Origin of the sequence: Oceanicaulis sp. MMSF_3324, assembly GCF_030733545.1 — a bacterium.
Classification (GTDB): Bacteria; Pseudomonadota; Alphaproteobacteria; order Caulobacterales; family Maricaulaceae; genus Oceanicaulis.
The window spans coordinates 113,141-128,107 of the sequence record NZ_JASHIU010000003.1 but is presented as its reverse complement, the minus strand read 5'-3'; the positions used below and the strand labels follow the sequence as shown (position 1 = coordinate 128,107).

The window sequence follows — 14,967 nt, the reverse complement described above, 5'->3', positions numbered from 1 at the left end:
GGGGACCGGAATGCAGATGTTGTCAGTGGATCTGAAGACGCCTCAAACGCTGTCTGATGAAGAACGCGCTGCCTGGCGCACCATGCTGGCGGCCAACCCGTTCCTGGTCAGCCCCTATCTGACTTTGGGGTATCTTGACGCGATTGCGCTGGCGCGGCCGGATATCAAGGTCGCAGTCATTCGCAAGTCTGACAGGATTGCGGGGTTCTTCTCGTTCCAGAAGGGGCCCATGGGCCATGCCCGCGCGCCGGGCGGCATGGTCAATGACTGTCATGCCGTGATCTGTGCGCCGGGCGAGGACATCGCGCTCAGTCATGTCCTGACCCAGGCGGGAGTCGAAGTGTTCGACTTCAAGGATTGTCTGTCCGCCCAGGCGCCCTTCCGCCGTCATGCCGAAATGGTCGAAGGCGGCTGGGTGATCGATATCAGCGACGGCTTCGAGGCTTATGCCGCTCTGCGCAAGAAGCCGGGCGGGAACACGTTTCGCAGCGCTCTGGGCGCACCGAAAAAACTGGCCAAGAACGGCGAGCTGACCTTCCGGTTTGATGATCGCCGACCGGAGACCCTGGAGGCGCTCTATGCCTGGAAGTCCGCGCAATATGTCGAGTCCGGCTTTCCCGACCTGTTCGCCCTGACCTGGGTGCGGGACCTTCTCGAGCAGCTTTGGCGGCAGGATCGGGATGTGGGCGCGGGTCTGATGTCCACGCTCGAGCTGGATGGTCGTCTCGCGGCCGTGCATTTCGGCCTGATCGGCCCAACCGTGCTGCACTCCTGGTTCCCGGCCTATGATCCCGAGTTCGCGCATCTGACGCCGGGCAATGCTCTTCTGATCGAGATGCTGAAGGCGGGCGCCGAGGCGGGTGTGCGTGAAGTGCATATGGGACCGGGCGATCAGCGCCAGAAACAGGCCATGGGCTCGTTCCAGGAAGGCCTCGCAACCGGTTGCATAATTCGACCGGGCGTTATGGGCTGGGCGCGCCAGGCGGCGGGATTCATAGAGAAGACCGCAGATCCCTTGCCCTTGGGGCCGCTGGCGCGTGCGCCGGGCAAGGCGTTTCGCAAGATCGACCGGATTGCAGCGCTTTACGGGGTCTAGCACGCTCTATCGCAGCCTGCGCTTCGGGTAGTCATTGCCGCGCTTGGCCGGTTCGCGCTAAACGCTAGCTCATTAGATCGCGCGTTTTGCGATCGGCCTTGCCAGATGAGCGCTCATGACCACGCCAGCCCTGTCCATCGTCATTCCCGCCTTCAATGAAGCGGACAGCATCGAAGAAGTGGTCAAGGAGGCCATCTCGGTGTTCGACGCCGGCCTTGAGAGCTTCGAAATCATCGTGGTCGACGATGGCAGCGATGACGACACGGCCGGCGCCCTCGGCCCGCTGTCCAAGGCCGATCCGCGCGTGCGCGTCATCCGTCATCCCAATCGGTCGGGCAAGAGCGCCGGTCTGCGCACCGGCTTTCTGTCGGCCAGGGCGATCTGGGTTGCGACCATGGATGGCGATGGCCAGGACGATCCGCGTTCGGTCGTGGAGATGAGCAAGGCGATTGATCTCAAGACTGTGGGCAAGACCGGCGTGGTAGCGGGCTGCCGCCAGAACCGCACCGATGGCGCGAACCGCAAGTTCGCCTCGCGGTTCGCCAACGGTCTGCGTCGCTCGCTCCTGAATGATGATTGCCCGGATACGGCGTGTGGGCTCAAGATCCTGCCGCGGGACCTGTTCCTGATCATGCCGTTCTTTGACGCGATCCATCGCTATTTGCCGGCGCTGGCCGGTCATCTGGGCTTTGAGACCGTCAATGTGACGGTGGTGAACCGTCCGCGTGCGGCGGGGGAAAGCAAATACACCAATATCGGTCGCGCCGCGGCCGGCCTGTTTGACCTGATGGGCGTCATCTGGCTGATGCGCCGCACCCATTATCCCGACCCGCACATGCTGCTGGGCGCCCGGGGCGAGGACCACTAACCATGAACGGCTTCACGCAGTCTCTCACCCAGCCCGGTGATTCCGGGGGGCTGTCTGTTCGCGCCTGGATCGTCCTGATGCTGGTCGCTGTGCTGGCGCATTTGCCGGGCCTGTTCTCCATTCCGGCCATGGACCGGGATGAGGCGCGTTACGCCCAGGCCAGTCGCCAGATGATGGAGACGGGCGATTATGTGGACATCCGGTTCCAGGGCGATCCGCGCCACGTTAAACCCAGCGGGATCTACTGGCTTCAAGTGATCACCACGCAGCCCTTTGGCGGCGAGGATGCGCCCATCGGCGCGCACCGCCTGCCGAGCTTTGTCGGCTCGATCATCGCGGTTGCTCTGACCGCCTGGCTGGGGGCGCGCCTGTTCTCGCCCTCGGTAGGCTTGATTGCGGGTCTTGTGATGGCGCTCAGCCTCGCCATGCAGATCGAGGCGCGCACCGCCAAGACGGATGCAGCGCTGCTGGCGGCGGGCATGTTTGCCCAGGTCGCGCTCGCCATGCTGATGTTGAAGGTCAAGGAGGCCCGGCCGAAATTCTGGGGCTGGCCAGCGGTGCTCTGGGCGGGAACGGGCGCTGCGGTCGCCATCAAGGGGCCGATCTTCTTCATGGTCACAGCGCTGACCCTGATCGGTTTTGTCGCCCTGAAGCGCGATCCCAGACTGCTTCTGAAAATCCGGCCCTTTCCAGGGCTGTTGCTGGCCATGGCGATTTTCATGCCCTGGCTGGTCGCCATCAACATCCAGACCGAGTGGGGCTTTTTCCAGGAAGCGGTGGGCCATGCCCTGTTCGGCAAGGTGGGTGTCGCCGATGACAGCCATGGCGGGCCGTTCGGTTACCACACCCTTTTGATGCCGGTGACGCTGTGGCCGGCCTCGGCGCTGCTGGGCCTGGCCGGGTTGGCGGCCTGGGCGCGCAAGGGCGAAGCGAGCGTGCAGTTCCTGCTCGTCTGGATTTTGCCGTCCTGGCTGGTGTTTGAACTGATCCAGACCAAGCTGCCCCATTATGTCTCGCCGATGTTCCCGGCGATCGCCATCCTGATCGGGATCGGGCTTGTGAACGCCAAGGCGCTGCTGAGCAGCTGGAAGCACTGGACGCTGTTTGGCGTGCTGGCTGTCGCGGCCATCCTTGTGGGCGTGCTGGTCGGATTGGTCCCCTGGGTGGGCCAGATCGAGTTTGGCGAACCCGTCAGCCTGGCCAGTCAGGTCACCGCCGTCATGGGCGCCCTGGCGGTGGCCAGCCTGATCGTGCTGGCGTTCAAGCCGGACCTGACCCGGTTTCTCGCAGTGACCGCGGCAACCTGCGCGGTCTATGTGGTCGCGTTCGGCGTCGCCATTCCTGGCGTGCACAAGCTGTGGCCGTCCTATAACGCTGCGCGCATCGCCGACACCTTTACAGGGTGCGAAGTGCTGGACGTGGCGACGGCGGGCTATCGCGAGCCGTCCAATGTCTTCAACTTCTCCACCGACGTGCATCTGGGCACGGATGGGGCGGATACGGCGGCGTATCTCCTGAACCATCCCGATTGCGGCGTCGCCATTGTGGACCAGTCTGAAGACGCGGCCTTCCAGAGTGCGTTGAACGGCGCCGCGATCCGTCAGCTGGCGACCCTGGAAGGCTATAACGCCGTGAAGGGGCGAGAGCTGAGCCTGCGCTTCTACACCCTTGAAACATCACAGGTGCAGGCGCCCGCGCAATAAGGCTTGCCTGTGTGTCGAGGCTGACCGACCCTTGTTCAAAACAACAGGGGAGGACAGCCATGAGCGTTCAGTATGAGACGCGCGGCGCCGTTGCGATCATCACCATAGACCGTCCCGATCGGCGCAATGCCGTCGATGGGCCGAGCGCCGAGACGCTGGCGGAGGCCTTTCGCCGATTTGACGCCGATGAGGCGCTGTCCGTCGCGATCCTGACCGGGGCTGGCGATACGTTCTGCGCCGGCGCGGACCTCAAGGCGGTCAGCACCGGCGAAGGGCGTAATCGGGTCGAAGAGACCGGCGATGGCCCCATGGGGCCGTCACGCATGCGCTTGTCCAAGCCGGTCATCGCCGCGGTCGAGGGCCATGCCGTGGCGGGCGGTCTGGAGCTGGCGCTGTGGTGTGATCTGCGGGTGATGGCCGCGGATGCGGTCTTTGGCGTCTATTGCCGACGGTTCGGGGTGCCGCTCATTGATGGCGGCACGATCCGCCTGCCGCGCCTGATCGGGCAGTCCCGGGCCATGGACATGATCCTGACCGGACGGGCGGTTCATGCGGACGAAGCGCTGCAGATCGGGCTCGCCAATCGCACCTGTCCCAAGGGTCAGGCGCTGGAGATGGCCCTGGCGCTTGCAGAACAGATTGCGGGTTTTCCCCAGCTTTGCCTGCGCCATGATCGCCAGTCGGTGCTGGAGCAATGGTCGCTCAATGAAGCCGGGGCGCTCCTCAATGAAACGCGGCTCGGGCTTCAGACGCTCGCCAGCGGAGAGACGGTGGAAGGCGCGACGCGCTTCACACAAGGCCAGGGCCGGCACGGTCAATTCTAGGAACAAGATGCAAAACGCCCCGCCATATCCTGGCGGGGCGTTCTTGTTCAGGAGTGGCGTTCGCCTATTCCTCTGCGTAGACGCCGCGGGCGCCGTCGATCATGTCAGAGAAGAAGATGGCGTTCATCAACAGCCGCTCCGAGCCGGGGAAGGTGGCGCGGAAGACCGGGTTGTCGGCCATCATGATGACCGAGCCGCGACCCAGCCGTTCGGCGACCACGGCCGGCGTGCCGGCGATCTCGCCCTGACGGCGCTCGGAGGCATAGCCGGACAACAGCGGTTCATCCGTATATTCGGCCACGACCGCATAGGGATCGTCTTCGGGACGGATCAGCACGCTGGTCATGTTGCGCTGGACCGGCAAGGTGCGGTCATTGAAGCCGAAGCCGAGCGGGTGGGAGATGTCGAGATCGGTCTCGAACAGCGCCCCGCCGATGATGTGTTCGGCTTCACGCACCGCCATTTCGGACACGTTCAGACGGGTAAGCGGCTCGCGCTCTTCCTCGTCCTCCTCCATCACGCGGTCAAAGAAGGCCTCCTGCGCCCAGACGGCGGCCTGACGGGTGGCGATCAGCGTGCCGCCATCGCGACGGATCCAGTCTTCAATCTGTTCCTGGGTGCGCTCTGACAGGCGGGCATTGCCGCCCACCAGGATGAGATGGGAATAGTCACTCATCGTCAGGCGACCCAGATCATCCTTTCGCACAAGGGTGACTTCCATGTTGTGCTGATGATCGAGCGTCCACCACATTTCCCCGGAATCATACCGGGTCAGCCCATCATCAAAGGCGAGCACGACGCGCGGCGCTTCCAGAGAGCGGAACACGCCCGCCGCGCCAAAATCGGCGCCGTCAGTGGGCGTGAGGCCCGAGGTGAGAGCGTGCACAGTCACCCCGTCCTCGCGGGCGATGGTTTCCATCAGGGCGTGAATGTCCTCGCGGCTCATATCCTGGCGGGCATAGGGGACGAACACGGCCCCGCGGCCCAGCTCGACGCGGCCGCGCGTGGTTTCCGCCGTGACCGGCTCGCTTCCGGCGCGGGCGTAAAGCTCGGCCGACAGGATGCGGTTCAGAGCCCGCGGCGCATAGGTGTGCGACCATTCCAGAACATAGCCGTAGGGGGCGACATCCGGCGCCGGCGCGGGTTCAAAATCACCCGTGGCCAGCTCATCCGACCAGGATACCGAACGCAGGCCGTTCAGAGCCGAATAGTCGAGGTCATAGGCCAGAGGGAGGGTCCAGCCGGAAACGTCATAGAAGATGTTTTCGGGAAATTCGGTGACCCGGTCGAAGATGCCCCGGATCATCCGGTGCTGGGTCTGTTCCATGGGCACGATGAAGGCTTCGCCGGCGCGATAGGTGCGCCCATCCGCGCGGACATCGCCTTCCAGCTCGAACACCTCGATATCGTGCATGCGCAGAAGGCGCACGAAGCGGTTTGCGCGCTCGGGATCACCCGAGGCGGTGAAGACATAGGCGCGGCGATTGTCCTGGTTCGCCATCCGCGCAGACTCTTCGAAATAGCTGCGTTGATAGTCGATCAGCTCATCGCGGATGTTGCGCGCGCCCTCGATCGTGGTGAGCACGGTGCGGAACTGGGTGCGCACATTGTCGCCATGGGTGACGAGGCCGCGATCGGTTTCCAGAGCGCCGCCACGCGCCGCGCCGATTTCAAACAGAATGCCGAGCGAGCCATTGATCTGGGGATAGGTCGACCCCTTGCCGATATAGAAGTTATCAAAGCCTTCCTGGGTCGTGTACAGGCGGCCTTCGGGATCGAGGAAATCAGAAGTGTGCTGCTGACCGATGCGATAGGTCAGATCGCGCGCCCGTTCGGGGATCAGCGGGTTGCGACGTAGTGCTTCACCCGGGTGGAAGTAGAACGGGCTGGAAGAGCCCATCTCATGGTAGTCCGCCGAGACCATCGGCTTCCACTCATGCCATTTGCCGATCCAGGCCTGGGCTTCGGGTTGGGTCAGCAGGAGCCATTGGCGGTTGAGGTCGAACCAGTAGTGATTGGTGCGCGCTTCGACCCACAGATTGTGGATGATGTCGGCCGGATCGGTGTTCTGCGCTTCGGAGAGGAAGGTCTCCACATGGTTCACCCGGCGCGAATGTCCGTCCGGATTGAAGACGGCGGTGAACAGCACCACCGTGTCATCCAGTGTTTCGCCGACATCGGCGTCGCTGGCGGCTGCGAAGTGGTAGAGCGCCGGCATGGCGGCATCCATGCCCGAGGATTCTGCGCCATGAACGCCGAAATTGATCCACAGCACGAGCGGGGTGTCTTCGGCGACCGCTTCCCCGCGCATGCGGGCCAGATGCGCCGCGCGGATCTCGTCGATTCGCGCCTGGTTTTCAGGCGAGGTGACGGTGAAAAAGAGAATCGGGCGGTGCTCGTGGGTGTAGCCGATGGTCTCCACGCTGATCCGGTCGGATTGTTCGGCGACATCGCGCAGATAGGCGACCATGTCGGCATGGCGCACGGGACGATCACCGATTTCATAGCCGAAGCTGTCCTCCGGCGCCGGGATGGCGTCGTCATAGGTCACGTCTTCGGGCATGAAGAAGGAAATGGGCTCGGCAGACGCCTGAGCGCCTGCCAAAGCAGCGCCAAGCGCAGCGATGCTTGCGCGGATAATGCTCTTCATAATGTCTCCCCATGAGCCGTTATTGGGCTCGATTTTGTCATGGCGATGATTTGCTGGGCAACCTAGACCGACCGTCCTGCGGCGACCAGTGCTAGCCGAATGCAATTTCCCCCTGTATGAGAGCGCCAAAGACCGCAGGCTTCGCACCTGCGAAGAGACTGATCTGCGAGACAAGGACCTCCCCATGACCGCTCCCGTTGAGCGCATTCGCAATATCGCCATCGTGGCGCACGTCGACCACGGCAAGACCACCCTGGTGGACAAGCTTCTCCGGCAATCAGGCACGTTCGACGAACGCGCCGCTGATGTCGAACGCGTCATGGACTCCAATGATCTGGAGAAAGAACGCGGCATCACCATTCTCGCCAAGAACACGGCGGTGACCTGGAACGACTACGCCATCAACATCGTGGACACCCCCGGCCACGCCGATTTCGGCGGCGAGGTCGAGCGCGTGCTGTCCATGGTGGATTCGGTGCTGCTGCTGGTCGACGCGGTGGACGGTCCGATGCCGCAAACCACCTTCGTGACCAAGAAGGCGCTGGCCCTGGGGCTCAAGCCCATCGTGGTGATCAACAAGGTCGACCGTCCGGGCGCGCGTCCGGACTGGGTCGTTGACCAGACCTTTGACCTGTTCGACCGTCTGGGCGCCACCGACGAGCAGATGGATTTCCCGGTCGTCTACGCCTCGGCCCTTGAAGGCTGGGCGTCGCTCGATGTGGATGAGCGCGGCGGCGATCTGAACCCGCTGTTCCAGGCCATTGTCGACCGTGTGGATCATCCGCAAGTGGATCAGGACGCGCCGCTGCAGCTGCAGGTCTCTGCGCTGGATTATTCCAGCTATACCGGCGTCATCGGCCTGGGCCGCATCCGCCGCGGCAAGCTGAGCAAGAATCAGCAGGTGGTCGTGGTGGGCGCGGACGGCGTCGAGCGTCGCGCCAAGGTGCTGCAGGTGTTCGGCTTCCACGGTCTGGACAAGGTCGAGCGCGATTCCGCGTCGGCGGGCGACATCATCACCTTCAACGGCATCGATCCGCTGAACATCTCCGACACGCTCTGCGATCCCGAGCATGTGGAAGCGCTGCCGCCGCTGACGGTGGACGAGCCGACCATCTCGATGATCTTCCAGGTGAACGATTCCCCGTTCGCCGGTCGCGAAGGCAAGTTCGTCACATCGCGCCAGATCAAGGAACGCTTGGATCGCGAGCTGATCCACAATGTGGCCCTGCGGGTCGAGCAGCAGGACAATGCCGACAAATTCCTTGTTTCAGGCCGCGGCGAACTGCACCTGTCGGTGCTGATCGAGACCATGCGTCGTGAAGGCTTCGAACTGGCCGTGGGTCGCCCGCAGGTGATCTACAAGGAAGTCGACGGCGTGATGTCCGAGCCGTTCGAGACGCTCACCATCGACGTCGAGGAAGAGCACCAGGGCGGCGTCATGGAGCGCCTGGGTTCGCGCAAGGCCGAACTCAAGAACATGGAAGCGGACGGCAACGGCCGGGTGCGCCTGGAATACATGGCGCCGACGCGTGGCCTGATCGGCTTCCGGTCCGAGTTCCTCACCCTGACCCAGGGGTCGGGCCTGATGTTCCACACCTTCGACCACTACGCACCGCGGTCGCAGGGCGAGGTGGGTCAACGCCAGAAGGGCGCGATCATCTCCATGGAGACCGGCAAGGCGCTGGCCTTCGCCCTGTGGAACATCCAGGAGCGCGGCAAGCTGTTCATCGGTCACGGCGTCGAAGTCTATGAGGGCATGGTGATCGGTCTGAACGCGCGCGAAGAGGACATGATCGTCAACCCGCTCAAGGGCAAGAAGCTCACGAACATGCGCGCCTCGGGCACCGATGAAGCGGTGGTCCTGACCCCGCCGGTCCGCGTGACGCTGGAATACGCGCTCGAGTTCATCAACGATGACGAGCTTGTGGAAGTGACGCCGGAAAGCATCCGCATCCGCAAGAAGTATCTGCTTGAGCACGAACGCAAGAAAGCCAGCCGCGAAAAGGCGAAATAGGCTTCTCGCACATCTGATGAAAAGGCCGGGCGCTTGCCCGGCCTTTTTGTATCAGAGGCCCGCCGCCCGGGCGGTTCGAGACAGCCAGTCCGCGACCGCTTCGGGTTGCTCCATGGGCGCCAGATGGCCGCCCTCAATAGCGTCAATATGGACCCCACGCTGCTTCAGGCCTTCTGCGTTGATCACTGTGGAGCCTTTGAGCGCCTTGAGGACGTGCGTCTTGTGGCCCACGCGGCGCGCCGCTTTGAGCAGGTCATGCGCCTGGCCTTCGAAATTGGCGGCTTCCCATTCGGGATCGCAGGACAGGCGCACGCCGTCCGAGGTCTCGGTGAGGCCGTCCTCAAGATAATCTTCAAGCACGCCCTCCGCCCAGCGGGCGAAGGTGGGGCGGCTTTTGTAGCGTTCTGCGACGCTGGGCGCGTCCGGCCAGCCATTGGAGCGTTTGCGCGCCATCTGGCCTTGTTTGACCGTGCCCTTCATGAACCGCCAGAGCGGTGAGCGCGCCATCGTGTAAAGCGAGGCGGGCAGGACAACGGGTTCGATGAGGGCGAGCGGCGGGGCCGCCGTCATGCGCGCGGCGGCCAGCAAGGTGCTGGACGCCCCCATGGAATGGCCGGCCAGCAGCGCCGGCGTGCGATCGAGCTGGTCATAGAGCGCCAGAAGATCGCTCGCATAAATGTCCCAGCTTTTATGGCTTTGCGGATCCGCGGGCAGAGTGGTGCGGCCATGGCCACGCAGGTCGGGCGCGATGATCTCGAAATGCTCGGACAGCGGCGTCAGAAGCCGACGATAAACTCCGCCGTTAAAGCCGTTGGCGTGCGCGAAGACGAGCAGAGGCGCGTCGGGCCTGGGCCAATGCCAGGCGGCCATGACGCCCTGTTCGAGCGTGAATTGTGTGCGAATGGGCTCGGTCATGGCGCGGCTTTCGGTCTGGCGGTCACAAGTGTTTGACCATGCCCGATTCTCACCGGGGCGTGACTGGCCTTGGATGGACAGTCCGCTACCCTAAACTCCTGAGCTCAGGAGCGTGGCATGAAAGCATTCTTCAGTCTGTGTGTTCTGGTTCTCGGCCTTGCCGGGCCGGGTCTGGCGCAGGAGTCGTCAGACCTGCATCACCCCTGGGACCAGATTCTCGAGGGCTATCTCTCGCCGAGCCCGGACGGCATCAACCGGTTCGATTATGACGCTTTGCGGAATGCCAGCCAGGATCGGTCCAGCCTGGATGATTATATCGAGACGCTGGAAACGGTTCCGGTCAGCACGCTGGCCGCCGAGGACCAGTTCGCGTTCTGGGCCAATCTCTACAACGCCGTCACCGTCAAACTGATCGTGGATGAAGCGCCTGAACGCTCTATCCGGCAAATCCGGCCGCGGCCCTGGTCCATCGGCCCCTGGGGCGTGGACCGGGTCGAGGTGGAAGGCCGCGCGCTGTCGCTGGACAATATCGAGCATGATATCATGCGCGAACAGTTCGAAGCGCCCTTGGTCCATTATGCCGTCAATTGCGCCTCCATCGGTTGTCCCAACCTGAAAGCGACCGCCTGGCGCGGGGCGACGCTGGACACCGATCTCGAGACGGCGGCGCGCGCCTATATCAATCATCCGCGCGGCGTCAGCGTGACCGAAGAAGGGCTCGTGGTTTCCCGGATCTATGACTGGTTCGATGAGGATTTTGGCGGAGATGACGCCGGGGTGAGGGCGCACCTGCTTGAGTATGCGACCGATGATCTCGCGAACGCGATTCGCGCCCGGCCGAGGATCGCCGGCTACGCGTATGACTGGTCGCTCAACCAGACCGGCAGCGCCTTGAACATGCGATAACTCAAAGCGCCGTATACGGATCAAGTGAAAACTGTTGCTGCAAGCGCACACAGAACGCTTCTTGAGATGTTGAAGCGTCATATTTCCCTTTTGCTGCTGACAAAAATCCGTAACACGCTCGGGACGAGCCCGCTCCGCAGATACGGAGCGATGGACCTCCACCCTTCGCGTCAGTGCTATCTGACGCCTCTTCGGAGTCGAACTCGTGCCCCAGTTCAAGACCCGCCTGTCCTTACTCGCCGCCAGCTCTGCCAGCGCGCTTGCGCTCATGGCCGCCGCCCAGCCCGCAGCGCTCGCCAATGAGGCGGAAATGACGCCGGATCGTCTCGACACGATCATCGTCACCGCCACGCGTCGCGAAGAAAACGTCCAGGACGTGGCGGCGTCGGTCACCACGGTTCAAAAGCCGACACTGGACGCCATCACCGAAGCGGGCGGAGACATTCTCCAGCTCGCTGCGCGGGCGCCGAGCGTGTACGCGGAAAGCTCGAACGGCCGGGTCGCGCCGCGCTTTTATATTCGCGGTCTGGGCAACACCGATTTCGATCTCGCCGCCTCCCAGCCGGTTTCCATCCTGATGGACGGCGTGGTGCAGGAAAACGTGATCCTGAAAAGCTTCCCGCTGTTCGATATCGCGCAGGTGGAGATCGCCCGCGGTCCGCAAGGCACGCTGTTCGGTCGTAACACCACGGCCGGTCTGGTGCGCTTTGAATCGGTTCGTCCCAGCCAGGAGTTCGACGGTTATCTCAGCGGGACGGTCGGCTCGCTCGGCACGGTGAACGCCGAAGCGGCTGTGGGCGGCGCTCTGGTCGAAGATGTCCTGAGCGCACGCGTGTCGGTGCTCAGCCAGCATCGTGATGACTGGATCGACAATGGCTTCAGCGGTCAGGATGATGCTCTGGGCGGGTTTGATGAGCGCGCCGCCCGGGTACAGCTTCTGTACACGCCCAACGACCAGTTCGATGCCCTGCTTAATGTGCATGCGCGCGATTATGAGGGCACATCCGCGGTGTTCCGCGCCAACATCCTGACCACGGGGTCCAATAACCTCAACGCCAATTTCGACCGCGATACCGTCTTCTTCGATTCCCCGGCGAACAATCCGCAGGAATATGAAGGTCATGGCGCCAGCCTGACGCTGAACGGCTATTTTGACGGCCTCACGCTGACCTCGATCACAGGGTATGAATACGCGGACGGCTTCTCGCTGGGCGATATTGATGGCGGCAATCCGGGCGGGCCGGGCTTTATTCCCTTCCAGTCCGAAACCCAGGATTCGCTTGATGATCTCAAGCAGTTCACTCAGGAAATTCGCCTGGCGTCCGATACCGATGGCGCCACCAGCTGGCAGGTTGGCGCGTACTGGTTCGATTCCGAATTCTCGGTGACCACCTCTTCCCCGATCGGCTTCCCGCCGACCACCACGGTGACCCATGAAAACCAGCTCTGGGCGCTGTTCGGCCAGGTCAGCCATCAGCTCAACGACCAGCTGCGCCTGTCCGGCGGCCTGCGCTATACCAGCGATGAAAAGGATCTGACGGTCCCGCTCGCCGCTTTCCCGGTCAGCCCGGTCTCGGTGTCTGACGAGGAAGTGAGCTGGGATGTGTCCGCCTTCTATGACGTTAATGACGAGTTTGCGCTGTTCGGGCGTGTGGCGCGCGGTTTCCGCGGCCCGACCATCCAGGCGCGCGATGTGGCCTTCTTCAGCCCGCCTTCCACGGCGGACAGCGAAACCTCCACATCTTTTGAAACCGGCTTCAAGTCCGAGTTCGCCGATGGCCGCGCACGCGTGAACGCCACGGCCTTCTATTATACCGTGTCGGACCTGCAATTGTCCGCCGTCGGCGGGGCGGGAAATCTCGTGCAATTGGTCAATGCCGATGAAGGCGTGGGCTATGGCTTCGAGGTGGATTCCGAATTCCTGATCGGAGACAACCTGCTGCTGACCGCAGGCTTCAGCTGGAACGAGACCGAGCTGCAGGACTCCAATCTGGAGGTTGCGCCGTGCGGTTCGGGCCAGTGCACGCCCACCGATCCGGATGCGGACAATGACGGGTTCGTCGAAGTGGACGGCAATCCGTTCCCGCAAGCGCCGGACTATATTCTCAGCCTGACCGCGCGCTACGGTATCCCGTCTCAATGGGGCGGAGAGTGGTTCGTCTACACCGATTGGTTCTGGCAGGGCGAAACCAATCTGTTCCTGTATGAGTCCGAGGAATTCTATTCCGACGGTAATTTCGAAGGCGGTCTGCGCTTGGGCTATGCCGGCAACGCCGATGGCCGCGATTGGGAAGCGGCGCTGTTCGTGCGCAATATCACCGATGAGGAAAACCTCATGGGCGGCATCGACTTCAACAACAATACCGGGTTCGTCAACGAGCCGCGCATCTGGGGCGTCAGCCTACGCACCAGCCTGAATTAAGGTCTCCAGACAGACTTAAAGACCAGCCCCTCTCTGGTCGGAACGGCGTCAGGCTCATGCCTGACGCCGTTTTTTTGTCAAAAAGCAGAGCTGAATCAAAAACAGTGAGATAGCGTGGTTTCTTGATCCGGTTTCGGCGCTCGAAATAGGGCAAAATTTGGGTTGTGCCCGAAAATCGCCTAGGTTTGAGGCATGGAGTTTTGGACAAAAAGCACAAAATGGCTGGGCGGCGCGACCGCGTCGCTTGTCAGCCTGGTCGCCTGTTCATCGCCCGAACTGCCCGGGGGCGAGACGCTGGATGAAATCGTCGAACGTGGCGAGCTCATCATTCTGACGCTGGAAAGCCCGACGACCTATCATCTGGACGAAGATGGCGAGCCGGAAGGCTATGAAGTCGCGCTGATCGAGGATTTTGCTCAGGAACTGGGCGTGAGCGTTCGCTATGAGCCGCAGCGCAATCTCAACCAGCTGCTGACCCGTATTTCCGAAGGGCAGGGCCATCTGGCTGCGGGCGGCGTGACCGTCACCGAAGCGCGGTCTGCCCAAGTCAGCTTCGGTCCGGCCTACAAGACGGTGACCGAACAGCTTGTCTGCCGACGCGGCGGGCCGCGCATACAGGCGCTGTCCGATCTGGCTGGCGTGGAGATTGTGGTGCTGCAGGGCTCCAGCTTCGTCGAAACCCTGGAAGGCCTGGCGGCGGATTATCCCGACCTCAGCTGGCGGACGGTCAATGCACGTTCCGCCATGCCCTTGCTCGAGCAAGTCCAGGCGGAATCGATCGATTGCACCGTGGCGGATTCCAATCTCATCGCCCATGCCCGTTTGCGTTTCCCCGAGCTGCTGACGCCGCTCGATCTGAGTGAAGAACGCTCGCTCGCCCTGGTGCTGCCCACTGACACGGCGCTGACCGATCGGTTGAACACCTGGTCGGACCGTCTGCATGAAACCGGCCTGCTCGAGCGTCTGGACCAGCGCTGGTATGGCGCGACCCAGGAGTTCGACTATGTGGATACGGCCCGGTTCATCCGCCGGATCGAGGAACGATTGCCCGCCCTGCGTCCACACTTTGAGGCCGCGGAAGAGGCCACGGGCATCGACTGGCGTTGGCTGGCCGCCCAAGCCTATCAGGAATCCCATTGGGATGAGGACGCGGTCAGTGCGACCGGGGTGAGGGGCATCATGATGCTGACCCTGCCCACCGCCAATGAGCTGGGCATTGAGGACCGCACTGATCCGGCCCAGTCGATTGAGGGCGGCGCGCGTTATCTGTCCAATCTCATGGAGCGCCTGCCGGACGACGTGCAGGGCCGCGACCGGCTGTTCCTGGCTTTGTCTGCTTACAATGTGGGCATGGGCCATCTTTACGACGCGCGGCGTCTGGCGGAACGACAATCGCTGGAGAAGGGACGTTGGGGCGATGTGCGTAAAGTGCTGCCCCTGCTGTCAGATCCAGAGCATTACCGGACCCTGCCGCGCGGATATGCGCGCGGGCACGAGCCCGTCCATTATGTGAGCAATATTCGGCGCTATCGGATCTTGCTCGACCTGCACCTTGAGGCCTGAGCTTGG

10 protein-coding genes are annotated in these 14,967 nt (G+C 62.8%); 8 read left to right on the top strand and 2 right to left on the bottom strand.

The features are described 5' to 3' along the window. The first annotated feature begins 10 nt into the window (after positions 1 to 10). The 4 genes from RBA95_RS05015 to RBA95_RS05000 all read left to right on the top strand — a co-directional run bounded on the left by RBA95_RS05015 (position 11) and on the right by RBA95_RS05000 (position 4,491). On the top strand, positions 11 to 1,096 hold the full coding sequence (locus RBA95_RS05015; protein ID WP_306015718.1) for a GNAT family N-acetyltransferase: 1,086 nt from the start codon (positions 11 to 13) through the stop codon (positions 1,094 to 1,096). 115 nt (positions 1,097 to 1,211) lie between these two features. Beyond that, positions 1,212 to 1,964 carry a glycosyltransferase family 2 protein gene (locus RBA95_RS05010; RefSeq protein WP_306015717.1) on the top strand — a complete coding sequence of 251 codons (753 nt, stop codon included), beginning with the start codon at positions 1,212 to 1,214 and terminating at the stop codon, positions 1,962 to 1,964. A 2-nt stretch (positions 1,965 to 1,966) separates the two neighbouring features. After that, the gene (locus RBA95_RS05005) at positions 1,967 to 3,667 is read left to right on the top strand and encodes a glycosyltransferase family 39 protein (protein ID WP_306015716.1); all 1,701 of its coding nucleotides are present in this window, start codon (positions 1,967 to 1,969) and stop codon (positions 3,665 to 3,667) included. Between the two features lie 59 nt (positions 3,668 to 3,726). After that, entirely contained in the window at positions 3,727 to 4,491 is a 765-nt protein-coding gene (locus tag RBA95_RS05000) for a crotonase/enoyl-CoA hydratase family protein (RefSeq protein ID WP_306015715.1), read from the top strand. A gap of 64 nt (positions 4,492 to 4,555) precedes the next feature. On the opposite strand, the gene RBA95_RS04995 is transcribed toward RBA95_RS05000, so the two are convergent. Continuing rightward, positions 4,556 to 7,141: a M14 family zinc carboxypeptidase gene (locus RBA95_RS04995; RefSeq protein WP_306015714.1), complete on the bottom strand. Its 2,586-nt coding sequence runs from the start codon at positions 7,139 to 7,141 to the stop codon at positions 4,556 to 4,558. A gap of 184 nt (positions 7,142 to 7,325) precedes the next feature. On the opposite strand from RBA95_RS04995, the gene typA reads away from it, so the two are divergent. Further along, positions 7,326 to 9,155 (top strand): translational GTPase TypA, encoded by a 1,830-nt coding sequence (gene typA / locus RBA95_RS04990; RefSeq protein ID WP_306015713.1) that lies wholly within the window; start codon positions 7,326 to 7,328, stop codon positions 9,153 to 9,155. Between the two features lie 51 nt (positions 9,156 to 9,206). Here typA and RBA95_RS04985 read toward each other — a convergent pair whose 3' ends face one another. Beyond that, entirely contained in the window at positions 9,207 to 10,070 is an 864-nt protein-coding gene (locus tag RBA95_RS04985) for an alpha/beta fold hydrolase (protein WP_306015712.1), read from the bottom strand. A gap of 117 nt (positions 10,071 to 10,187) precedes the next feature. On the opposite strand from RBA95_RS04985, the gene RBA95_RS04980 reads away from it, so the two are divergent. From RBA95_RS04980 to mltF, 3 genes are all read left to right on the top strand, one after another. Next, a complete protein-coding gene (locus tag RBA95_RS04980) occupies positions 10,188 to 10,976 on the top strand; it encodes a DUF547 domain-containing protein (protein ID WP_306015710.1) in 789 nt (262 codons plus the stop codon). 205 nt (positions 10,977 to 11,181) lie between these two features. Continuing rightward, positions 11,182 to 13,398: a TonB-dependent receptor gene (locus tag RBA95_RS04975; RefSeq protein WP_306015709.1), complete on the top strand. Its 2,217-nt coding sequence runs from the start codon at positions 11,182 to 11,184 to the stop codon at positions 13,396 to 13,398. 192 nt (positions 13,399 to 13,590) lie between these two features. Continuing rightward, complete coding sequence (mltF, locus tag RBA95_RS04970) at positions 13,591 to 14,961, top strand: membrane-bound lytic murein transglycosylase MltF (protein ID WP_306015708.1); 1,371 nt, start codon at positions 13,591 to 13,593, stop codon at positions 14,959 to 14,961. The last annotated feature ends 6 nt before the right edge of the window (positions 14,962 to 14,967 follow it).